This is a genomic window from Streptomyces sp. NPDC001514, assembly GCF_053597075.1.
On record NZ_JBSFHO010000039.1, the window covers coordinates 19,131 to 39,326 of the forward strand.

Below are 20,196 nucleotides of genomic sequence, written 5' to 3' on the forward strand. Positions count from 1 at the left end.
CGCGATAGCCTGTGTTGGACGGGCACCACCGACCGGTGACGCGCGAGGGGGATTGTGGAACGGCGCGATGTGCGCGTCCGCTTCCACGTATCGCCCGAACGCCCTGATCGAGCGGAGTTCGTCATCCGGCTCGACCAGCCCGACCCGTCGGAGTACTACGGATGACCGCTGCCACACCGGTGCTCGACAACGTCACCGGTGCGCGCCAGGAGTTGACGGTCGTCATCCCCGTACGGCTGCTTCGCATACCTGACTGGGCCGAGGGCCCCTTCCCTTTCGAGCTGGGCAGTCGGCGAACTGACGCCGCTACCCGTGCCACCTACTTCGCGCCGGCCTCCGCCCGCGTGCTGTACGGAGCCCCAGGCCGGCCGCGACGCTGGTACCAGCCGATGTCCGTCGAGCACGACGGCCTGCGTCTCATCGGCATGGAGCTGCTGCGCACGGCCACGGCCCGCCACCCCGATCACGCCCTCGCCGTCATGCACTTCAGCGTGAGTCGGCCGCTGCTGCCCGTCCTGCGGGCGATAGCGGGACGCCCTACCAGCGAGGGCGCGCCGCTCACTGGTCCGCTGGCGCCTTCCGGCCTGCTGGCCCGCGTCGCGGAGGTGCGCGACAGGACCGAACCGTTCGCAATAGCCCGGCCGTACACCATTGCCTTCGCAACCCCGGACGCCAGTCACGAACCGGCGCTTCGCGCAGGCATCGAAGGGGTGTTGCCGGCCACCGCGGACCGCTGGCTGTGGCAGTTGGCCTCCCGCTCCAACCCCGACGACTTCCCGCTGGCTCCGGAGACTGCTGTTGAGCAGCTCGGCAGCACCGTCCGTATCTCGGCGGACTGGAGCGCGCTGGTCCTGCGACAGGGAGCCGCCTTCCTCGGCCATCGCGCTGACAGCGGGGAAGGAGACTTCTTCGAGTTCGGCGCCCTGCACTCCCGTACGGTCTATCTCGACGCCCTGCTCCTCGGGTCGCTCCAGCGAGATCACATCGACGAGCTCACCGACGAACTCTCCGAAGTTTTCGAGTCCACTGGCCTGGCACGCCGGGTATCCGCGCTGGAGAGGAACATCGCCGTGTTCCGCAGCAGCTACTGGCGGCAGCACCTCACCGCCCACGGCCCGGCCAACGATCTGTTGCTCGCGTTCCAGAACCAGCACCGGCTTCCCGCACGCTTCAACGAGATCCTCGCGGAGGCCGCTGACTACAGCAGGCTGGTGCAGACGCAGGACAGCCAGCAGATCAGCGGCGCGCTGGGAATGCTGACGATCCTCGGCCTGCCTCTGGGTACTGCGCTCGGCATACTGCAGGTCCTCGGGGACGAGTCGGTGACGCATCTCCTGATGGCCCTTGGGCTTGCTGTGGCCGTCACCGCGGGTGCGCTCACCACCCGTTATGGACGCCTGGTGCTGTCGTCGCTGCGGGGGAGTGGGAAACCGCCGTCCTGAGCCAGCGCCCTCAACTTCAGCGGCGGCGTCAAGGACTCGGGCGGCCGCGCCGCCGACACGATTCTGTATCCCGCCACCGAGGCGGGACGCAAGATTCGCGGCCAGTAGTCGAAGGGCTTCCGCCCCACCTTCATGCCGCCGCGCCCTTCGGTCCCAGCGGGACCCCACGCCACACCCATACAGCACTCCGAGAACTCGAGCACGACCCATGACCACTCCGAACGTGGAACAAGTCGGCTGACCGCGGCGGGCGCGGGAATCCCGACCGGATCTCATCCCGTCCACGGGGCTCCCCGGCCAACACCTCGCTGTCTTCGCCGCAGAACGCGCCCGACACCCGGCGCCCAAGTCCCCGACATCGGGGACTACGGGGTGCGCGCCACCGCGGACTCGTCCGCGTTCTTCTGCCCGCGCGAGGAGTGCGGCTTTTCACGACGAACTGCCGGTCGCCGTGGTCGACGAGCAGCTCTACGACCGACAGCTCCAGCGGGAGCACGGGTTCAGGGTCGTGCGGTGACCGACGCCGGCCGACTGCGCGGCGCGCACCGGCGGCGCTTGTCGGGGAGCAACTGGGTGATGCCCTGACCGTCGCAGTGCTCCAGCAGGGGAATGGTGATGCGTCGGCTGGTCTTCAGGGCGCGGCTCGCCGTGCCCACGGTGAACGGCTGGTCGAGTGCGCTCAGCCGGTCGGCCGCCAGCCGGGGGGCGTCCGGTAGCAGCACCACGTGCTCCGCGAGGCGCAGTACCGCTCCGTGGCGGGCCGCCGTGGCGAGCTCGCGGCGGCCGAGGCCGAGTTCCGCGAGCCGCTGGGCGTGGGGGGCGGCGAACGGGCGGCCGGCGAGTTCGGTGGTGAGGCGGCGTACGGCGTCCGCGACAGTGGCGGGCAGTGCCGGGGGCCCGGCGGTCACGCGCCCGTGGCTCATCCGCAGGGGCGGTGTGATCAGTGCCTCCACCAGGGAGGCGGAGGGCAGCCCGAGGCGGTGCCGGGCGGTTTCTAGCGGTACGCCCTCCTCGGTGGGGCGCTCGGAGCGGTACGCGGCGACCAGTTCGGCCAGCCGGGCGCGCAGGGCGGTCCAGTGGGCGGGCTCGGCGAGCCAGTCGTCCGCGACCGGCGTGGTGTGGACGGCCACCCCCATCGCGGTCAGCTCCCCGCGCGTGACCAGCAGTCGGCGCCGTAGCTCGTCCGCCTCGTTCGGAGTGCCGCGAGCGTCGCCCAGCTCGGCCGCCCGCCGTGTCGCGGAGCCGCGGCGCCGCAGGTCCGGTGGCCGGGGGTCGAGCACTGTCAGGCCGGCGAGCACCCGCCGCAGACCGGGATCGCGCAGCACCGCGCGGTCACCGATGCGCAGCGGCAGTGGTGCAGGCAGGGTCAGCCGGGCGATGTCCGCAGCGAGCGGCCGTACGCGTACCGGCACGGCCGCCGAGCCGATGTGGGCGACAGCGGTGCGGGGCAGTGCCGCGGCCGGTGTTGCGCCGTGTACGCGCACGTCGCAGCGCAGGCAGGGGAGGAAGCTGTCGGGGGTGAGCAGTGCGTCGCCGCGGCCGGTCGACTCCTTCTCGAGACCGCGGAGGTTGACGGCGACCCGGGCGGTTGCCCGTACCAGGCCGGTCTCCTCGCCGAGGGCCTGCAGCGCCCTGACGCGCACGGAACGGCCGGACCGGGCGGTCACCAGGACGTCGCCCCGCCGGATCCGCCCCGCACCGAGCGTGCCGGTGACCACCAGCCCGCTGCCGCGCACGGTGAAGCAGCGGTCGATCCACAGCCGCACCGGGGCCTCGGCGTCCCCGTCCGGCTGCCGCGCGGCCAGCCGGTCCAGGGCGGCGCGCAGCTCGGCGAGGCCCGCGCCGGTGCGGGCGCTGACGGCCACGGTCTCGACGCCTCCGAGGGTGCTGGACCGGATCCGGTCCAGCGCCTGCGCCGTCGCCGGGCCGGGGTCGGCCAGATCGCAGCGGGTGACGGCGAGCAGCCCGTGCCGTACGCCCAGGGCGTCCACGGCGGCGAGGTGCTCGGCGGACTGCGGCTTCCAGCCCTCGTCCGCGGCGACGACGAACAGCACGGCGGGCACGGGCCCCACACCGGACAGCATGGTGGGGACGAACCTCTCGTGTCCTGGGACGTCGACGAACGCGAGCCGCTCGCCCGAGGGCAGATCCGTCCAGGCGAAGCCCAGGTCGATGGTCAGACCACGGCGCCGCTCCTCCGCCAGCCGGTCGGGGTGGGTGCCGGTCAGCGCGTGGATCAGGGTGCTCTTGCCGTGGTCGACGTGCCCGGCCGTCGCGATGACCCGCATGCTCACCGACCCGCCGCGCGCAGCACCGCGGCGAGGACGTCGTCGTCGTACGCCTCCGGTACGCACCGCAGGTCCAGCAGCAGCCGGCCGCGCACCACCCGGCCCAGCACGGCGGGTTCACCGGTGCGCAGCGGTGCTGCCAGGTCGTCGGGGAGGCTGAGCGCACAGGACGGCAGAGCGGTCCCGGGGGCGCCGCCGCCTCCGACCACCGCCTCGCAGGGCACGACGCGCGCGTCCAGGCCCCGGCGCGCAGCGGCCTCGGCCAGGCGCTGCGTCCGTGCGCGCAGTTGCGGCAGCGGCATGTGCACGGCGGCGTGCACGGGTGGCTCGGGACCGCGCAGCGTCGCCTCGAGCGCGGCCAGGGTGAACTTGTCCACGCGCAGGGCGCGGGCCAGCGGATGGCGGCGCATCCGTTCCACCACGGTGGCCCGGCCGAGGACCAGTCCTGCCTGCGGACCGCCGAGGAGCTTGTCCCCGCTGGCGGTGACCAGGGTGGCCCCGGCGCGCAGCGTCGTGGCCGCGTCCGGCTCGCCCGGCAGCACCGGGTCGGGCGCGAGGAGGCCGGATCCGATGTCGACCACCACGGGCGGTCCCAGCGACGCCAGTTCTCCGGTGTCCACGCCCCGGGTGAAGCCGCTCACCGTGAAGTTCGACGGGTGGATCTTGAGGATGAATCCGGTGTCCGGGCCGACGGCGTCCGCGTAGTCGTCGAGACGGGTCCGATTGGTGGTGCCGACCTCGCGTATCCGGGCGCCGCAGGAGGCCAGCAGCTCAGGTATCCGGAAGCCGTCGCCGATCTCCACGAACTCGCCCCGGCTGAGCAGGACGTCGCGCCCCGGAGCCAGCGTGGCCACGGCCAGGGCGAGGGCGGCGGCTCCGTTGTTGACGACGTGCACGGCTTCTGCGGCCGGTACCGCCTCCAGTAGGGCCGCCATGGCACTGCGCCCGCGCGACGCCCGTCTGCCGGTGCTCAGGTCCAGTTCGACGTCCGTGTATCCGCCGGCCGCCGCCATCGCCTCCAGCGCGGACCGCGACAGCGGGGCGCGCCCCAGATTGGTGTGCAGCACCACGCCGGTGGCGTTGTGCACGGGGCTCAGCCCGGCCGCGCGTGCGGGGAGCGCGGCAAGCGCGGCACCGATGGCGTCGTCCGGCCCGATCCGTCCTTCGCGTACGGCCTGCTGGGCGGTGACGACCGCGGCCTTGACGACGGTCCTGCCCAGCCGTGCGGAGGCCTCGCTCAGCCGGGGATCGTCGAGCAGCAGCGTGGTGCTCGGCACCTGCCGCCGGGGATCCGCCGGCGGCTCCCGCTGCCCGTCCGCCACCCGCGCCACCCCGATCGAAGTCAGCGGAGGCGGACGGGAATCGAACCCGCCTGGCCCGGTTTCCGGACCACACCGATTTTGAAGATCGGGAGGGGCACCAGCCCGCCCAACGCCTCCGGAGCCTGATTGTGATCCCCGCACACCGCTTGGGCAAGAGCTGAAATCATCGCCGTATGACGACAGTTGGCCCCGTAGCCGGACCCGCCGCGCCCGTGCGGCTGACCCAGTACGCACACGGCGGCGGCTGCGCCTGCAAGATCCCTCCGGGCGAGCTGGAGACCATGGTCGCGGGACTGATGCCGCCCCGGATCCCCGGACAGGCCCCGGGCACAGGCGAGGACCGCCTGCTGGTCGGACTCGACGACGGCGACGACGCCGCGGTCGTGCGCACCGGTGACGGATCCGCCCTGGTGTCGACGGCCGACTTCTTCACGCCGGTCGTCGACGACGCCCGCGACTGGGGCCGGATCGCCGCCGCCAATGCCCTCTCCGACGTCTACGCGATGGGCGGCCGGCCCGTCGTCGCGCTCAACCTGCTGGGCTGGCCCCGGGACGTCCTGCCCGCAGAGCTGGCCCAGGAGGTCCTGGCGGGAGCGCTCGACGTCGCCGGCAGGGCCGGCTGCTTCGTTGGCGGAGGCCACAGCATCGACAGCCCGGAACCGCTCTACGGAATGGCCGTGACCGGCCTGGTGGACCCGGACCGGCTGCTGCGCAACGACGCAGGCCGGCCGGGGGTGCCGCTCACCCTGACCAAGCCGCTGGGCGTCGGGATCCTCAACAACCGCCACAAGCGGACGGGCGAAGTCTTTCCGCACGCCGTCGCCAGCATGGCCGCGCTCAACGACCGGGCCAGTGCCGCGGCCCTGGAGGCCGGCGCCGTGTGCGCCACCGATGTGACCGGATTCGGGCTGCTCGGCCATCTGCACAAGCTGGCCCGTGCCAGCGCCGTCACCGCCGTGGTGGACGCCGGCGCCGTCCCCGTGCTCGACGGCGCCCGGGAATCCCTGCGGGCCGGGTACATCAGCGGCGGCACGAGGCGCAATCTCGACTGGGTGCGCCCGCACCTGGACGCGGGACGGGCGAGCGACGACGAGCTGCTCCTGCTCGCCGACGCGCAGACCTCCGGCGGACTGCTGGTCGCCGGTGAGCTGCCCGGACATCCGGTCATCGGGGAACTGGTCCCCGCCGTCGCCGGCACGACGCTCGTCATCCGCTGACCACTGCGGTCGACGGCCGCGGACCCGCAGGCGACGCCCGGGGCCCGCGGCCGACGCGCTACCGGTAGCGGATGTGCAGGTGGTTGTCGTGGTTCGGGTAGCTCGTCGTCAGGCCCTCCGAGATCAGCTGCGGATCGTTGAAGAAGATCAGCTCGACATGGCCGGGGGCCTTCGCCCGGATCTCCTGCACGAGCCTGCGGGTGGCCGCACGGTCGTAGGTCCCCGACTGCCAGGTGATACGCCCTGCGGTGCACTGCGCCGAGTCGGTGCGGATCGGCCACACGTCGATGTCCATCCCGACTTCGTGGCTGGCATGGCCGGGTATGTCCCCACCGTGCTCGAAGCCCGCGTCGCCGACCGGCAGTCTGCCGTTCCCAGTGCCGGCGAAGGTGGCGGCGGCGGCCTCAAGCTGACCGACGGCGCCCGCTGTCGCCCAGTGGGCGTTGGCGTTGCCGTCGGGGCTCTGTGCGCACATGGTGCCGGCGCCGAAATTGATGTTCTCGTAGTGCCACAGCAGGTTCTTCCACGTGGTCGGTCCGACGACGCCGTCCGCGCCGATTCCAGCATGGGACTGGAAGGTGCGGACGGCGGTGGCGGTGGCCGGCCCGAAGGCACCGTCGACCCCGAGGCCGGCACCCCGCTTGGCATTGAGCAGCGACTGGACGGCCTTCACCGCCGGCCCGTTGTCGCCCTGCCGTACGGTGACGGCGAGCGCTCCCCAGGTGGCGGGGCCGACGATGCCGTCCGCGGTCAGGCCCTTGGACTGCTGGAAGCCCACCACCGCGCTGTGCGTGCCCGAGCCGAAGACGCCGTCCACGGCCACGGAGCGGCCGTGCGCGGCGAGCAGGTGCTGCAGCGCGACTACGTCGGAGCCCCGGTTTCCGTTGCTCGTCAGCGGGAACGCGGCCTGGGGGAAGGCCTGCGCGGGGACGCCCAGTCCGAGGAGCAGGCCCGCCACCGCGGCGAACAGCGTGATGATGCGTGCGAGTCGTCTCACGATTCGTTCCTCACTTCCCTGTTCATTTCTCTGCTCACGTTCCTGCTCACTTTCCTGACTGGAGGGCGCCCCAGGTGGCGGGGCCGACCACGCCGTCGACGCCCAGCCCGCGCGAGGACTGGTAGTCGCGTACGGCCTGACCGGTGCCCGAGCCGAAGACGCCGTCGATGGCCACCGTCCGCCCGAGCGCGGCGGTCAGGGCGCGCTGCAGTCGCGTGACGGCCTCTCCCGTCGAGCCGTTCTGGATGGTGGGGGTGGATCCGCGGGACAGCAGGGCGGTCCAGGTCTTCGGGCCGACCACGCCGTCCGCCGTGAGCCCCTTGCTGGTCTGGAAGTTCCTGGCTGCGGTGGTCGTGGCGGGGCCGAAGACCCCGTCCGGGGCGCCCGGGTCGTAACCGGCGGCCTTCAGCAGGCACTGGGCCGCCTTGACCAGGTTGCCGGTCGAGCCGCTCTGGACGGTGGTGTACGCGGTGAAGTCGAGGTTCGCCCCGGTGCAGGTGGGCGTGGGCGGGGTGCCGGTGCCCACGTCGAGGTAGTCGCGGTCGATGTTGATCGAGTAGCCGCCGTAGGACTCGGTGACCTCGCCCACGTACTGGTGGATGCGCTGGTGGTTGGACCAGTAGGTGGACGGCACGTAGGTACCGGTGTTGGTGTCGGCGGCGCCGTTCCACCACGCGTAGAAGAGGTGGTCGACGCGCGTGTAGGCGCTGTTGTTGTACTCGCTGGCGGCGTCCTTGATGCCGGAGGCGGCGCTGGAGTAGAAGCCCGACAGATAGCCGCTGCTGTGCAGTCGTTCGGTCCAGCCGGACAGGTACGACAGAACGGCCGCCTTGCAGGAGGCCGTGGAGGTGTAGGCCTCGATGTCGCTGTAGATGGCGCTGCCCGCCGGGATCCCGAGGTTCGACGCGGCGGTGATGGCGCCGGCCGCCGCGGTGACGCCTTGGGACTTGGCCGTGGCCGGGTCGGCGGACATCTTCAGCGAGTAGCTGGTGCACGGCGCTTGGCGGCCGACGTCGATGGGGAACAGGCGCCATCCGTTGTTGGTCTGGTTGGTCACCCAGCTCGCGGTCAGGTTCGGCTGTGCGCAGCCGCGGAAGGAGCCGCTGATGTAGACGCCGACCGCGCTGTACGGCGAGCTCGCCTGCCAGGCGTTCATGGCGGCCTGCGAGGGGGCGGTGCAGGCGTCGAAGCCCTTGCCGAGGTAGCTGCCCGGCTGTGGCCCGGCCGCGGCCAGGGGCGCGGCGTCGGAGTGCTGTGCGGCGCGGGGCAGTTCGGTGCGTTCGGCGCCCGCGGTGAGCTCGGCCGAGTCGAGGACGTCGCGCACCAGGCGCTCGGTTGCCGGGGTGTGGGCGGTGGTGACGAGGACGCCGGCGTCCTCGACCGCGAGTTGGATGGTGTTGTTGCTGGACGCGGCGGACGGGGCGGTGGCCTTTCCGCGTTGTGTCCGGGCGGTCGCCGCCGTCGCCCGGCCGGCGGAGCGGGCGGTGATGGGCTCCACGACGATGCCCGCCGTACGGCCGACGACTCGGGCAGGGCAGTCGTTCTGGTCGGCGGGCTCGCCTATGTAGACGGCGGGTCTGTCGAACCGGAGGCAGGCGCGCGGGTTTTCGGCCAGGTCGACCACCTGCCAGTCGGGGGGCACCTCGATGCGGTAGCCGTGGAAGGTGACGGACTGCCGGCTCTCGGGCGGGGAGGCCGCCACGGCTGGGCCGGGGACGGCGGACGCGACGGTACCGGCGAGCACCGCCAGCACGGACGCTGCGGCGCGGACGCGCCAGGGGATGCGGGACGACGACATCAGGGCACTCCTACTCGGGTGCGGGGGAGAGTGGGGAGAGCGGCGCGGCAGGTGTGATCCGTGCCGGGACGAGCGGTGCTGTGTGCGTCGGACTCGCTGTTCAGATGCCGCGACTGGGCGCGGACCAGGCGTGGTTGGTGGGGCCCACAGTGAAGGTCATGACCATGACAACCGGATGAAGGAATCGGGCCGTGCGTCGTAACATCGTGCCTCCGTCCCGAGTCCTGATTTCCTCACGGGACTCAGCCGAGTTTGGCGCCGCAACCGCGGCGTGTCCACTGCGTCACCATCTGCCACAGGACCAGACCTCCGGCGCAACCGCCTTATGAGCAGCCGTTGTTGAGTCACCCGTGCGAGGGCGTCGGGCAATGACATTGGGCAACGGCGCTACGTGAGCACCGCACAGGCGACGGCGGCGACCAGCACGGAGCACAGGACGGTCATACCGCTGAGCCGCCGCGCGAGAAGGCCGTCCCAGTGGTCCCCGTTCCCGGAGAGCCTGCGCAGGGCCGGGGTGAGGGCCCGGCCCGCGCCGAAGCCGAGTCCGGCGGCAAGGGCGAGCGCGAAGGAGCCCCCGGACAGCAGCACCGCGACCGCCATCGCGTACGGCGCACTCGCCGAGACGTAGGTGCGCACGCCCGTACCGAGCTCGAAGCCGAACTGCAGGGCGCCGCGGGCCAGATGGCGGCGCAGCACGTCCTGCGGTATCTGCCGGGCGTTCTGCGGCAGCCGCAGCATCAGTCTGCCCGCGTCGCGCAGCGCGGCGAACAGTGCGGCGGCCGCGATCAGCCCTTGCCGCCCGCCGGCCGGGAGCGGTGTGAAGAGACCGGAGAACAGCCACAGCACCCCGGCCGTCAGCACTCCGCCGACCAGCAGGCCGACGGTGAACACGCCGAGGACCAGCGCCTGTCTGTACGTTGCCCGCCAACCTGGCGAGGCCAGCGCGAACGCGCTGTTGCGCGTTCAAACGGATCCGGAGAGCGAGTAGCCGGCCAGACCGCCGGTGACCGCCCAGGTCAGCATGGGGGCGTAGAGGGCGGTGACGATCGCCGCCATCCCCAGGGCCGCCACAGGCAGGGCGGGATCGGTGAGCAGCATGAGTACGCCGCGGGCGCGGCCCGGCCGGGCCGCGGGGAGGCCGGACATCCCGGAGCTCATCTAGACCGTCCCGGTCAGCGTGCGCCAGGTGTTCTGGCCGACCACGCCGTCGGCCGTCAGGCCGTGCAGGGACTGGAACGAGATGACGGCCTGCCGTGTGAGCGAACCGAAGTTGCCGTCGACCGTCAGTGCGTAGCCGTGCTTGTTGAGCTGCCGCTGGGCGCCGCGTACGGCATTGTTCACGTCTCCTTGGCGCACGGTGACGACCAGTACCGGCCAGGTGGCCGGGCCGACGCTGCCCGTGGGGCTGAGTCCCTTCGCCGACTGGAACTCCTCGACCCGCGCCTCGGTGTCCGGCCCGAAGATGCCGTCGACATCCGTCGGATGACCGTGGTGGGTGAGCAGGTGCTGGATGGTGTGGACGTCGGGCCCGGTGGCACCGCGGCCGATGGTCGGCCAGGTGATGGAGCCGGGGCAGTCGCAGTCGGTGGTCCAGCGGCAGATGGACTTCACCCAGCCGGAGCCGGTGTTGCGGTACCCGTCGTGGCAGCGCCGCTCGATGCCGCAGCCGCAGCTGCCGCAGGCCGCGCTGTAGCGCCACAGCCAGCCGTCGTAGGTGCCGGCGTAGCACTGGTTCGGCCGCAGCGTCCACGTGACACCGTCCGACCGGTGGAAGCCGGTGTTCGCCCCTGACGTCACGCACGCGTCCGCGTAGACGGTGCTGGGCCCGCAGCCCGGGGAGCAGTTGTGGTCCTCGGCGTAACTCGGGCACGCACCGGTCCAGATGTCGTAGCCGTCGGCGTAGGCCTGCCGGGCGGCGGGGAACACCCCCAGCGAGGCGAAGCCCGCGGCGGTCGCCGCCTGCAGCAAGGTGCGCCTGCGCGGTGCGAAGGACGGCAGGGCCCCGCGCATGGTCCGGGAGCGGCGGCCGACGCTTCCCGACCGGCGCAGCGTGGGCACGTCGTCCAGTGACGTCATGGCAGGCTCCTTTGCGTTGCGGGATGGATGTCGTCGAGCAACCGCAGCAGCGCGGTGGCCGAGCCGAGCGGCTCCGAACGCGCGATCCGCCCCTCCGCGTCGATGGCCACCGCATACGGGGTGGCGGGGATGTCGTACGCCGTGAACAGCTCCGGGCGACCACCCCGCACCGGGACGGCGCCTTCGCCGGTGTGCGGCGCGGGGCCCGCGTAGAGCCCGAGCAGCTGCGGGGCGACGGCGTCGCTGTGACCGTGGTCTTGGCCCCCGTGGCCCTGGCCGCCCTGGCTCTGGCGGATCGTCCAGGCTCCGGCCTCGGCGAGCACCTGGACGCAGGTGCTGCAGTCGGCGTCGAGGAACAGCAGCAGCGCGGCGCGGCCCGGGGTCAGGAGGCCGTCGAGCCCGGCCGTGTCGTCCAGCTTGGCCGTATCGAGCCTGGGCGCCGGTGCGCCGGGTGCGATGCCCACCCGCCCGGGGCGGTTCGGCTGGGCGCGCGACAGCTGGTGCACCTGTCTGACCAGTCCCGAGACGACCAGCGCGAGCAGCGCGATCGCCGCCCACGAGGCGATCAGGGCGCTGGTGGTGAAGTCCATCTCGTCGACACTCCTTCGGCAGTCCGGTGCGGGGTGGCCTCGGTCGGCCGGTGAGCAGTGGCCGCGGTCGGCAGGTGATCGTCGGCTGCGGGCGGCTGGTGAGCAGTGGCCGTGGCCGGCTGGTGAGCGGCGGCTGCGGCCGGCTCGTGCATGGCGGCGGGCAGGGACCACAGCAGCGCGGTGCAGGCGGGAGCCGCGAGCAACAGTGTGACCAGCTCCGCTGCGGAGACCCGTACCGTGCCTGCCCCGGCGAGGACCGCGCCGGCCGCCGCGAGCCCGGCCAGGGCCGCGGCCCGCCGGGTCACCCAGCGGCTCAGGGGCACATCCCGGCGCGAACAGCCGCACGGACCCCCGCGACCGAGGGCGAGGACGTGCCGCGTGTAGCCGGCGTAGAGCCCGAAGAGGACGGTCGCCGCGGCGAGTACGGCCTGCAGCCCTCGCTGGTGGACCGTCAGGAGCGCGGCCGCTCCGGCCGCCCCCAGGGCGCCCTCGGCGCAAGGCACGACGGTGGCGGCGAACCGGCGGAACCGCGGTCCCAGCACGCCGTGCGCCCGCAGCGCCTCGCTCAGGACGGCGGGACGGGCGGCGTGGGAGACCGCACCCACGAGCAGGCTCAGCGTGACGATCGAGGCGGTCAGCCCGCCGTAGAAGCCGATCACCGCCGGGCTCATCCGGTGCGCCGGAGCGCGAGCCGTCCGACGAGCTCGGGCACTCGCTCGACGGAAGTCGACGCCAGCGGCACCACCGTGGCCCAGATCTCGGTGGAGGACAGCACGAAGAACGGGCTGCCGTCGGAGAGTGTGTCGCGGAACAGCTCACCGGACGCGACCGCCACGCCCTTCCACGGCGGAAGCTGGGCGGTGTGCTCCTTCGTCCGCCGGGACAGCTCCAGCAGCCCGAGGCCGGGCACCTCCTTGATCACCGTCGCGGGCCGCGCGAAGGCACTTCCGGCCGACGGATCGGGCCGGAGAGCGAGCCCGTACTCGCTCTCGGCGATGCCCACCGACCGCAGCAGCCCGAGCACTTCGGCCACGCTCAGGCCGTACAGCCGGGTCACGAGTGCGTGGCGCTCGCCGCGCCACACGACGAGCAACGGCCGCTCCACCAGCCCTGAGCGCGGCTCGCGCTCGATCGACTCGTAGATACGCAGCGTGCCGTTCCGGAAAGTGAGCTCGGAGTCGGGTGCCCCGATGCCCAGGGAAGCGGCGACATCGTCGCCCAATGTGGCCGGCCCGGCGGTGAACTCGACAAGCCGCCCACCGACCACCACCTCGACGGCCGAGGTGCACGGCGCCCGCAGATCGAGGTCGCCCTCCAGGCGATACGTCCCGCCGTCGAGGGCGCGATGAGTGACGAACGATGCGACCATGTGCATCCTCCTGGGGGCGCGGGGCTGCTCGGCACCGCGGCCGCAGAGGAAGCTAGACAATGGCCATGGACCTGTCAATCCAGCCACCGTGCGGGGCGGGTCGGCTTCGCCCCTGAGGAGTATCCGGAGCTCCTCGCGATCCGGGCTCTGCGTCCCATGTAGCCCGTGACGTCGGGGTGGCGGACGAGGCCGCGGGCAGTGCGCAGGGCGGTGGAAGCATGCCGATCCGTATGTCGATCCGGGCGTGGAGCAGGGGCAGTTCCTCTTGGACGCGCGGTTCCTGCTGGTAGTCCACGTGCCCCAGGATCGGCGCGGGCAGCGGGTCACGGTCGGTACGGCCGTAGCGCAGAGAGCCCTTGAGCGGACCGAGACCAACCTGCCCCGCCCACTTGGCCGACAAGGAGAGCGGACCTCTGATCGGGTCGGCCAGGCGCCAACCGTTTGCGCCCGCGGTCGAGACGTTCACGGCCGCCTGCTGGAGGAGTACCACACGCTGAGCACCCACACGAAGGCGAGAGGGGACCAGCAGACTGGCTGGTGCGATGATGGCGACGAACGCGAATGGGCTGATCAAAGGGGTCGCTGTGGCCGTCTACGAGCTGGCGGACCGGCTTGTCATCGGAATCGCCTCCAGCGCTCTTTTCGACCTGACCGAGTCGGACGCCGTGTTCCGGGAGCAGGGCGAAGAGAGTTACCGCGCCTACCAGGAGGAGCATCTGGACGAAACACTCCGTCCCGGGGTCGCGTTCCCGTTCATCCGCCGGCTGCTGTCGCTGAACGACCTGGGCAAGGAGGGTGACCCGCTGGTCGAGGTCATCGTTTTGTCCCGCAACGACCCCGACACCGGACTTCGCGTCATGAGATCCATAAAGGCGCACGGTCTGTCGATAAGCCGGGCCATCTTCATGCAGGGCCGGTCGCCCCACAAATTCATGCCGGCACTCAACATGTCGCTGTTCCTGTCGGCGAACGAGTGTGATGTTCGCGAGGCTGTCCTGGCGGGATTGCCCGCAGGCCACGTCCTGGGCGCGCCGCACGAGGACGACACCGAGGACCATGACCTGCGGATCTCCTTCGACTTCGACGGGGTCCTGGCCACCGACGCATCGGAGCAGGTGTATCAGGCAGGTGGGATAGAGGAATTCCGCACCCACGAGGTGATGAACGCCGCTGTCCCGCACGACGCGGGACCGTTGAAGGAATTTCTGGCCAACATCAACCGAATCCAGCGGCGAGAGGAGAAGGAACGACGGAAGAACGCCGACTACCGGATCCGTCTCCATGTTTCCCTCGTCACAGCGCGCGCCGCCCCTGCGCACGAGCGGGCAGTGATGAGCCTGAAGCGATGGGGCGTCACGGTCAACGACGCGTTCTTCCTCGGCGGGATCAACAAGGGCGAGATCATGAAGGTCCTCAAGCCGCACATCTTCTTCGACGACCAGCAAAGTCACGTGGCGAGCACCTCGCAGACGACACCGAGCGTGCACGTGCCCTTCGGAAAGCTCAACGAGCAGGCCGACTCAGGACACCAGCCCGAATTCTGATCGTTCCCAAGATCAGCCAGTAGGAACGACCACGACGCGCCCGAGTTCCCGCGGTCAGTGGGTACCTCCTACCTCGGTGTTCGATGCTGCCACCTGGGGGCTCATTCGCCGCGATGAGGGGATACCGAAGCTCTGGCGCATCCACTGGGCCGGGCAAGGGCGCTGTTGCCTGGGGAGGGACGGCTCTCTGACGGCATTCGGCGACGCTGCTCCGTAACCGTCCCCTGGGCGGCACCCGGTCCGCGGAGCAGTCTCGCGAAGGCTGTTCTGACATGCGGCGATTGCCCGTCGGAGCGGACGCGTGCGAGTCCTTTCGAGACCGACGACTACCCCTGTGACCGTGGCCGGTCGGGCGATGGTCAACCCGTCGAAGAACCCTCGTCCTCGACGGCTTCAGCGATCCGACGGTCGACGAGTCCAAGGGCGCGGCTCTCCTCGTCCCCTTCGAGGACCGCGCCGTGACGATACGGGCGTGGGCGTACGGGAATCAGTGGGTCGGTACGGGCACGGCGCGGGACGCCGAGGGCGCCGAGCGGCCGGTGTTGGTGGTCGCTCACAGGGAGGTGCCACAACCCTTGGCGGTTGCTCCGGACGAGGATGTCGACTGGATGGAGCGGCTCAGACGGATCACCGGCTGGACACAGCCCGCCCAGCGGCCGGACGTGGACTGGGTGGAGGTGGAGTCGCGCCTGGGCAACGCGCTGCCGAGCGACTACAAGCGCATGGTCGAGACGTTCGGCGAGGGCGCCTTCGACGGATACCTGGACCTGAACCAGGAGCCGTGGACGCATCTCAGGGAGGACGGTCTGCTCATCTGGGCGGGCACTGAGTACGAGGACCTGTACTGCTGGAGGGCCGACAGTGAGGACCCCGACCGCTGGCCCGTCGTGGTCCAGTCCTTCGACGGCGAGGACGTCCCCTTCGACTGCCAGGCCGTGGAGTTCGTCTGCCGCATCCTCATTGACCCGCACCACCCGTTCACGATGGCCCGCTATTTCGACACTCACTGGTTCATGAACTACCGGGAAAGCGGCTGACCGAACCCCGCCGCCAACGGCATCCGCAGCCTGGTTGGCAGTGCCTTCGGCGAACAGGGCAGGAACACTCGTCTGCCACAGCAGACTCGCCAAATGCAATGACGTCCAAGGCCTGGGCGACACCCCCGGGCAGAACGGGTGTATCGAGCAGGACAGGGGTAATGTCGCCGACGAGACGTGCCCCGTCGCGTGATGCTTGTCAGCACCCGCGGCGAGGACACCCTGGCTGGACCGGACTCCCGCGGTGACAGCCGGGGCAGTGGGATATGGGGTAATTGGCAGCCCGACGGTTTCTGGTTCCGTTAGTTCAGGTTCGAGTCCTGGTATCCCAGCCAAGCACGGAATGCCAAGGGTCCAGGATTCAGCAGGGGTGAGGTTCCACGACCTGGATGAAGTGGGGCGCCAGCCCTGCCGGCCGTCTGCAAGTCGGTGTCATCGTGGCGCCATGCCGTGGGCTACGTCCCCGACGCCCCCAGGGTGCTTGATCTTGATCCAGTCGCGGGTGCGGCGTCCGGGCAGATAGGGGCTGGCGAGGCGTTTGGCGACGACGCCGCCGAAGCCCTCGCTGACGCTCTGTTGCGCCCGGCGGCCTGTCCAGGCCATCGCCCCCACTTTCCCCGGTGCCGCCGCGCCGCTGGTGTGCAGGGCGGGCGCCGTGACTGCGGCGATTGTCAGCACGTCCATCACGTGGCTCCGCCGCTTGGAGGTATGTCCCGAAATGTGTTCTTGGTCGGTTGGTGGTTTGCTGCTCGGTGGCGGCGGCCGGGCTGTCCGGTGCGCCGTTCGTCTGTGCTTTCCGGAGAGCTCAAGGAGGAGTTCCGCATGTCCGTGTACACCCCTCAGCAGATCAGCCAGCCGCAGACCCAGCAGCCGTACGGGCAGCAGCAGCTGTTCGGCCAGCAGATCGCCGGGTCGCAGCAGCAGATCGCGCAGGTGGTCCAGCAGTCGATCCAGCAGGCCTGCCAGCAGGCGAGCCAGCAGGTGGCGCAGCGCATGCAGCAGACGCTGCAGCAGATCCAGCAGGTCCAGCAGCAGCTGCAGCAGCAGGGCTTGGCCCACCAGGCGCACCCGTACCTGGCTGTCGCGCTGCACCACACCCTGCTCCAGGGCGTGCGAAGCGCTGTGGAGCAGTCCGTGCAGCAGGCGCTGCCTATCGCGATCCTGACGCTGGTGCAGCAGAGCCAGCAGAGCCAGCAGGGCCAGCAGGGCCAGCAGCAGTGGGGCGGTGGTTACGGCCAGCAGCAGTCCGGCCAGTTCCCGGGCCAGGGCGCCTTCGGGCAGCAGCCGCAGTACGGGCAGCTGTCGCCTCTGGGCATGTGAGACACCCGCCCGGGCAGCGCTCGTTCTCCCTCCCGTGTGGGGAGGCGGGCCTGCCCGGCCGGATGTCGCGCCGGGGCGAGGCAAAGGCGCGGCGGACCGCTGGCCGGGGAGCTCATGGACGCCCGGTTCCCGGCCGGCCACTGAAGATCCGGGGCGTACGACGACGCTTTACGTTGAGATGGCGGTTGGCTGAATGAGTGAGCAGGGCGGCAACGGTGTGAAGCCGGGCAACGGCAAGGGCGGGAAGACCCCGCGTGCGCAGGGCGCGGCGGGTGAGGCCGGGCAGCCGGCGGCGCCTGCGGGCGGGGCAGGTGAGCCGGCCGGACGGATGGGCGGGGAGGCGCAGGCGCTGGGGTACCAGGGTCGAGGTGTGCGGGCGGGGTGGGGCCGCTATCTGGTGGCGCCCCGGCCGTGGGGGCTGCTGACCGGTGGGGTGCCGCCGATCGAGGCCTCGGCGCTGTTCAAGCTGCTGGAGGAAGACCCCGATGTGGCACCGGTGGCGCAGGTGCAGCCGTCCCGTTCCCGCGGGTTGGGGGCGATCGCGGAGCCGCACCCGGCCTGCCCGCCCATCGCGGTGGTGAGGATGCCCCAGGAGCGGGCCCGCGCCCTGGCCGGGAACCCGCAGGTGGTCGTGGAGATCGACCAACCGCTCTCCTACACCCCCATCCCCTCCGTGGGTGTCGGCCCGGTGCCGGTGATCGACCCCATGCTGGCCGTCACCCTCGAGGAGCCCGAACACCTCACCCTGCGCGTGGTGGGCAGTGACGGGGAGGCGGTGGCCGGGGCGCACGTGTGGGCGGTCGGCACCGGCGGCCCGGTCCACGGCACCACCGGCCCGGATGGACGCGTCAACCTGACCCTGGCCACGGACACCCCGGACACCCTGCAGGCCCTCTACGTCCGCCCGGTGGCCGGCTACTGGCCGACCCGTACTGGCCGCCCCCAACCCTCCAACAACCAAGAGGCGGTGGTGGAGGTGCAGGCGCTGTCGGAGACGTTCGAGGGCTTCCCGGGCCGGGCCATCACTGGCTGGGGTGCGCAGGCGATGCGGCTCAACCAGATCCCGCCGACCTACCGAGGCCACGGCATCAGGATCGCGCTGCTCGATTCGGGGGTGAACACCGCCCACCCGGACCTCAAGGACACTGTCAAGCACGGGCACGACTTCACCGGAGCCGGGAACGGCACCTGGGGCGTGGACGTCACGGGGCACGGCACGTGGTGTGCCGGCATCATCGCCGCGGCGGACAACAACGCCGGCATCGCCGGGATCGCGGCGGAGGCCGAGGTGCATGCGCTGAAGCTGTTTCCCGGCGGGCACCTCAGCGACCTGATCGAAGCAGTCGACTACTGCATTACCCAAGACATCGACATCGCCCAGATCAGCCTCGCCTATGGCGTACGCTCCCAGCTGGCCGCCTGGAAACTCGCCGATGCGCACGCCGCCGGGATCACGGTCATCGCCCCGGCGGGGGATACCGCCGGGCCGCTCACCCAGCTCGCCATCCTGCCGGGGGTGCTGGCGGTGGGTGCGCTCGCGCATACCGGCACCTACCCCAGCAGCAGCCCGCTCACTGCGGTGCAGCCGCCGTGGCCCGGCCCGTACCCGGCTCCGTTCACTCCGACCGGTCCGGGGGTGGACCTGGTCGCGTCCGGCGCAGCGGTGATCACCACCGCACTCGGTGACGGCTATGCCGCGGTCGACGGCACAGCGATCGCCGCCGCTCACGTCACCGGCCTGGCGGCGCTGCTGCTGGCCCACCACGACCATTTGCGCACGCAGGTGGTGCCGCGAACCGCGGCACGCGCCGACCGCCTGTACATGCTGCTGCGCACCGCCTGCCAGCCGCTGCCCGGTACGGATCCCCGTACGGGCGCGGGGGTCGCGGACGCGCCTACGGCGCTGGGTATCCCCGCGAGCTGGCAGCAAGCCGAGCAGTACACGCCGGCCGGATGGCGGGGCTGACGGCACGACGCGTTACAGACCTCCGCCCCCCTTGCCGCCCTGCCGCCATCGGGCCGTGGGGGGCGGGGACGGCGGACGTGGGCAAACGTCGCCGGGCCCCTTCTGCCGGTGTGGCTCACCACGGCTTTTCAGCAGGGGCAGGCGACCATGCGTAGCGCGCTCCCCAGGAAGAGGCGGCGGAACCGGCGAGCGGATCGAGTCTGCAGGAGCTGCGGCTGCGTCTGGGCGATCACCTGGGAGAGACCGCCGAACAACTGCGCTGCCTGGCCGGGACCAAGGAACGGCTGCAGAAGCTGCTGGAAGCGATGCTGGCCATCGGCCGCGAGCTGGACCTTGGCCACGGTTTTGCACCGCATCGTCATTGCCGCCATGGACCTGGTCGGGGCCCGCTACGGTGCGCTCGGCGTGCTGCACGAGTCGGGTGACCGCCTGGAGCAGTTCATCACCGCCGTCCTACGCCGCCTCGCACACCTCGCCACCATCCGAGACGTGTACGAACTGCGCCGTCGGCTTGACCAGGTCGCCGGCCCTGCGCCACCAGATTGAGTGGCGGTCGCAGCGGCCGGAGGATGCCGATCAGCTTGAAGGGGTTGACGGACCGGCGCCAGGGCTAGCGGACCAGCAGCATCACGACGACCACCGCAGTCAGGCACGCCGCGGTGAGCGCCACGATGCGTGACATGCGTCGGCTGGACGGGAGGGCGACGACCTCGAGGTTCGACCGCCCGGGGATGACGTAGAAGACCCGATTGTGGTCGTCCATGAGCTCCACTCTGGCGAGCGGCAGATGGCGGATGTCCACCCGCCGGGCCACTTCCCCCTTCTGCCGCGTGAGACGGGGCTTGATTGCGGCGCGGTGGGAGGGAGCGAGGTTCTTCGGCAAGCTGTCCTCGATGGTGAGCGTGGCCTTTCGCCAATCCCCTCTGCTCTCCAGCCTTGGCCGAAGAAAGATCAGCGGGCGTGGTCCCGGCGAGTCCACATCCTCCCGTCGGACGACCCGCCTGATGAGTCCTGCCTGCCAGGTGGTGAGGCTGCCCTTGCCGGCGCATCGGTCGTGGGCCTCCGTTCCCGCACCCCCGCAGGGCTTGCAGGAAACGAACCCTTTCGCATCGCAGTCGGTACACGTGGTGCGTCCACTGCCGTGGCACCGGGGGCACGCGGTCTCGGGCGCGCCACACCGTTCGCATGTGACGCGCTCTCCGGGCCGCGTCGGCTTACGACTGCCTCCCG

20 protein-coding genes and 2 tRNA genes are annotated in these 20,196 nt (G+C 71.3%); 8 read left to right on the forward strand and 14 right to left on the reverse strand.

The window, feature by feature from the left end; genetic code table 11:
- Positions 1-161: 161 nt before the first annotated feature.
- A complete protein-coding gene (locus tag ACWCXB_RS31260) occupies positions 162-1,442 on the forward strand; it encodes a hypothetical protein (RefSeq protein ID WP_450727134.1) in 1,281 nt (426 codons plus the stop codon).
- Positions 1,443-1,942: 500 nt separating this feature from the next.
- On the opposite strand, the gene selB is transcribed toward ACWCXB_RS31260, so the two are convergent.
- The 3 genes from selB to ACWCXB_RS31275 all read right to left on the reverse strand — a co-directional run bounded on the left by selB (position 1,943) and on the right by ACWCXB_RS31275 (position 5,169).
- The gene (gene selB, locus ACWCXB_RS31265) at positions 1,943-3,730 is read right to left on the reverse strand and encodes a selenocysteine-specific translation elongation factor (protein ID WP_450727135.1); all 1,788 of its coding nucleotides are present in this window, start codon (positions 3,728-3,730) and stop codon (positions 1,943-1,945) included.
- A gap of 2 nt (positions 3,731-3,732) precedes the next feature.
- Positions 3,733-5,052, reverse strand: a complete 1,320-nt coding sequence (gene selA / locus ACWCXB_RS31270) for an L-seryl-tRNA(Sec) selenium transferase (protein WP_450727136.1) — start codon at positions 5,050-5,052, stop codon at positions 3,733-3,735.
- A gap of 23 nt (positions 5,053-5,075) precedes the next feature.
- Positions 5,076-5,169 (reverse strand) — tRNA-Sec (locus tag ACWCXB_RS31275).
- Between the two features lie 56 nt (positions 5,170-5,225).
- Between ACWCXB_RS31275 and selD the strand changes: the two genes are divergently transcribed.
- Entirely contained in the window at positions 5,226-6,269 is a 1,044-nt protein-coding gene (gene selD / locus ACWCXB_RS31280; protein ID WP_450727137.1) for a selenide, water dikinase SelD, read from the forward strand.
- Positions 6,270-6,327: 58 nt separating this feature from the next.
- On the opposite strand, the gene ACWCXB_RS31285 is transcribed toward selD, so the two are convergent.
- From ACWCXB_RS31285 to ACWCXB_RS31320, 8 genes are all read right to left on the reverse strand, one after another.
- Positions 6,328-7,266, reverse strand: a complete 939-nt coding sequence (locus tag ACWCXB_RS31285; RefSeq protein ID WP_450727138.1) for a penicillin-insensitive murein endopeptidase — start codon at positions 7,264-7,266, stop codon at positions 6,328-6,330.
- A gap of 46 nt (positions 7,267-7,312) precedes the next feature.
- Positions 7,313-9,064, reverse strand: a complete 1,752-nt coding sequence (locus ACWCXB_RS31290; protein WP_450727139.1) for a glycoside hydrolase domain-containing protein — start codon at positions 9,062-9,064, stop codon at positions 7,313-7,315.
- A gap of 387 nt (positions 9,065-9,451) precedes the next feature.
- On the reverse strand, positions 9,452-9,955 hold the full coding sequence (locus ACWCXB_RS31295; RefSeq protein ID WP_450727140.1) for a hypothetical protein: 504 nt from the start codon (positions 9,953-9,955) through the stop codon (positions 9,452-9,454).
- 72 nt (positions 9,956-10,027) lie between these two features.
- Positions 10,028-10,210, reverse strand: coding sequence for a hypothetical protein (locus tag ACWCXB_RS31300; protein ID WP_450727141.1), 183 nt, complete (start codon positions 10,208-10,210; stop codon positions 10,028-10,030).
- Positions 10,211-10,222: 12 nt separating this feature from the next.
- Positions 10,223-11,140: a peptidoglycan-binding domain-containing protein gene (locus ACWCXB_RS31305; RefSeq protein WP_450727142.1), complete on the reverse strand. Its 918-nt coding sequence runs from the start codon at positions 11,138-11,140 to the stop codon at positions 10,223-10,225.
- Positions 11,137-11,730: a hypothetical protein gene (locus ACWCXB_RS31310; protein WP_450727143.1), complete on the reverse strand. Its 594-nt coding sequence runs from the start codon at positions 11,728-11,730 to the stop codon at positions 11,137-11,139. The genes ACWCXB_RS31305 and ACWCXB_RS31310 overlap by 4 nt, the downstream gene beginning before the upstream one ends.
- On the reverse strand, positions 11,706-12,401 hold the full coding sequence (locus tag ACWCXB_RS31315; protein WP_450727144.1) for a MauE/DoxX family redox-associated membrane protein: 696 nt from the start codon (positions 12,399-12,401) through the stop codon (positions 11,706-11,708). Before ACWCXB_RS31315 ends, ACWCXB_RS31310 begins: the two co-directional genes overlap by 25 nt.
- Positions 12,398-13,099 (reverse strand): hypothetical protein, encoded by a 702-nt coding sequence (locus tag ACWCXB_RS31320; RefSeq protein WP_450727145.1) that lies wholly within the window; start codon positions 13,097-13,099, stop codon positions 12,398-12,400. The genes ACWCXB_RS31315 and ACWCXB_RS31320 overlap by 4 nt, the downstream gene beginning before the upstream one ends.
- A 584-nt stretch (positions 13,100-13,683) precedes the next feature.
- On the opposite strand from ACWCXB_RS31320, the gene ACWCXB_RS31325 reads away from it, so the two are divergent.
- From ACWCXB_RS31325 to ACWCXB_RS31335, 3 genes are all read left to right on the forward strand, one after another.
- Entirely contained in the window at positions 13,684-14,643 is a 960-nt protein-coding gene (locus tag ACWCXB_RS31325) for a 5'-nucleotidase (RefSeq protein WP_450727146.1), read from the forward strand.
- A 575-nt stretch (positions 14,644-15,218) separates the two neighbouring features.
- On the forward strand, positions 15,219-15,680 hold the full coding sequence (locus ACWCXB_RS31330; RefSeq protein WP_450727147.1) for a hypothetical protein: 462 nt from the start codon (positions 15,219-15,221) through the stop codon (positions 15,678-15,680).
- 260 nt (positions 15,681-15,940) lie between these two features.
- Positions 15,941-16,015 (forward strand) — tRNA-Gln (locus tag ACWCXB_RS31335).
- Between the two features lie 97 nt (positions 16,016-16,112).
- On the opposite strand, the gene ACWCXB_RS31340 is transcribed toward ACWCXB_RS31335, so the two are convergent.
- Positions 16,113-16,364, reverse strand: a complete 252-nt coding sequence (locus ACWCXB_RS31340; RefSeq protein WP_450727148.1) for an ATP-dependent DNA ligase — start codon at positions 16,362-16,364, stop codon at positions 16,113-16,115.
- Positions 16,365-16,502: 138 nt separating this feature from the next.
- Between ACWCXB_RS31340 and ACWCXB_RS31345 the strand changes: the two genes are divergently transcribed.
- Together ACWCXB_RS31345 and ACWCXB_RS31350 are read left to right on the forward strand one after the other, a co-directional pair.
- Positions 16,503-17,000: a hypothetical protein gene (locus tag ACWCXB_RS31345; protein ID WP_450727149.1), complete on the forward strand. Its 498-nt coding sequence runs from the start codon at positions 16,503-16,505 to the stop codon at positions 16,998-17,000.
- Positions 17,001-17,193: 193 nt separating this feature from the next.
- On the forward strand, positions 17,194-18,966 hold the full coding sequence (locus ACWCXB_RS31350; RefSeq protein ID WP_450727150.1) for a S8 family serine peptidase: 1,773 nt from the start codon (positions 17,194-17,196) through the stop codon (positions 18,964-18,966).
- A 128-nt stretch (positions 18,967-19,094) separates the two neighbouring features.
- Here ACWCXB_RS31350 and ACWCXB_RS31355 read toward each other — a convergent pair whose 3' ends face one another.
- A complete protein-coding gene (locus ACWCXB_RS31355) occupies positions 19,095-19,307 on the reverse strand; it encodes a hypothetical protein (protein WP_450727151.1) in 213 nt (70 codons plus the stop codon).
- 28 nt (positions 19,308-19,335) lie between these two features.
- Between ACWCXB_RS31355 and ACWCXB_RS31360 the strand changes: the two genes are divergently transcribed.
- Positions 19,336-19,512, forward strand: coding sequence for a hypothetical protein (locus ACWCXB_RS31360; protein WP_450727152.1), 177 nt, complete (start codon positions 19,336-19,338; stop codon positions 19,510-19,512).
- A gap of 64 nt (positions 19,513-19,576) precedes the next feature.
- Here ACWCXB_RS31360 and ACWCXB_RS31365 read toward each other — a convergent pair whose 3' ends face one another.
- Positions 19,577-19,729, reverse strand: coding sequence for a hypothetical protein (locus tag ACWCXB_RS31365; RefSeq protein WP_450727153.1), 153 nt, complete (start codon positions 19,727-19,729; stop codon positions 19,577-19,579).
- Positions 19,730-20,196 lie beyond the last annotated feature (467 nt).

Excerpts from the sequence above, each read along its gene's own strand:
- ACWCXB_RS31290 (WP_450727139.1), bottom strand. The coding sequence starts at position 9,064 with ATGTCGTCGTCCCGCATCCCCTGGCGCGTCCGCGCCGCAGCGTCCGTG.
- ACWCXB_RS31320 (WP_450727145.1), bottom strand. The coding sequence starts at position 13,099 with ATGGTCGCATCGTTCGTCACTCATCGCGCCCTCGACGGCGGGACGTAT.
- ACWCXB_RS31260 (WP_450727134.1), top strand. The coding sequence starts at position 162 with ATGACCGCTGCCACACCGGTGCTCGACAACGTCACCGGTGCGCGCCAG.
- ACWCXB_RS31340 (WP_450727148.1), bottom strand. The coding sequence starts at position 16,364 with ATGGACGTGCTGACAATCGCCGCAGTCACGGCGCCCGCCCTGCACACC.
- ACWCXB_RS31360 (WP_450727152.1), top strand. The coding sequence starts at position 19,336 with ATGGACCTGGTCGGGGCCCGCTACGGTGCGCTCGGCGTGCTGCACGAG.
- selB (WP_450727135.1), bottom strand. The coding sequence starts at position 3,730 with ATGCGGGTCATCGCGACGGCCGGGCACGTCGACCACGGCAAGAGCACC.
- selD (WP_450727137.1), top strand. The coding sequence starts at position 5,226 with ATGACGACAGTTGGCCCCGTAGCCGGACCCGCCGCGCCCGTGCGGCTG.
- ACWCXB_RS31305 (WP_450727142.1), bottom strand. The coding sequence starts at position 11,140 with ATGACGTCACTGGACGACGTGCCCACGCTGCGCCGGTCGGGAAGCGTC.
- ACWCXB_RS31310 (WP_450727143.1), bottom strand. The coding sequence starts at position 11,730 with ATGGACTTCACCACCAGCGCCCTGATCGCCTCGTGGGCGGCGATCGCG.
- ACWCXB_RS31345 (WP_450727149.1), top strand. The coding sequence starts at position 16,503 with ATGTCCGTGTACACCCCTCAGCAGATCAGCCAGCCGCAGACCCAGCAG.
- ACWCXB_RS31365 (WP_450727153.1), bottom strand. The coding sequence starts at position 19,729 with ATGGACGACCACAATCGGGTCTTCTACGTCATCCCCGGGCGGTCGAAC.
- ACWCXB_RS31300 (WP_450727141.1), bottom strand. The coding sequence starts at position 10,210 with ATGTCCGGCCTCCCCGCGGCCCGGCCGGGCCGCGCCCGCGGCGTACTC.
- ACWCXB_RS31315 (WP_450727144.1), bottom strand. The coding sequence starts at position 12,401 with ATGAGCCCGGCGGTGATCGGCTTCTACGGCGGGCTGACCGCCTCGATC.
- ACWCXB_RS31350 (WP_450727150.1), top strand. The coding sequence starts at position 17,194 with ATGAGTGAGCAGGGCGGCAACGGTGTGAAGCCGGGCAACGGCAAGGGC.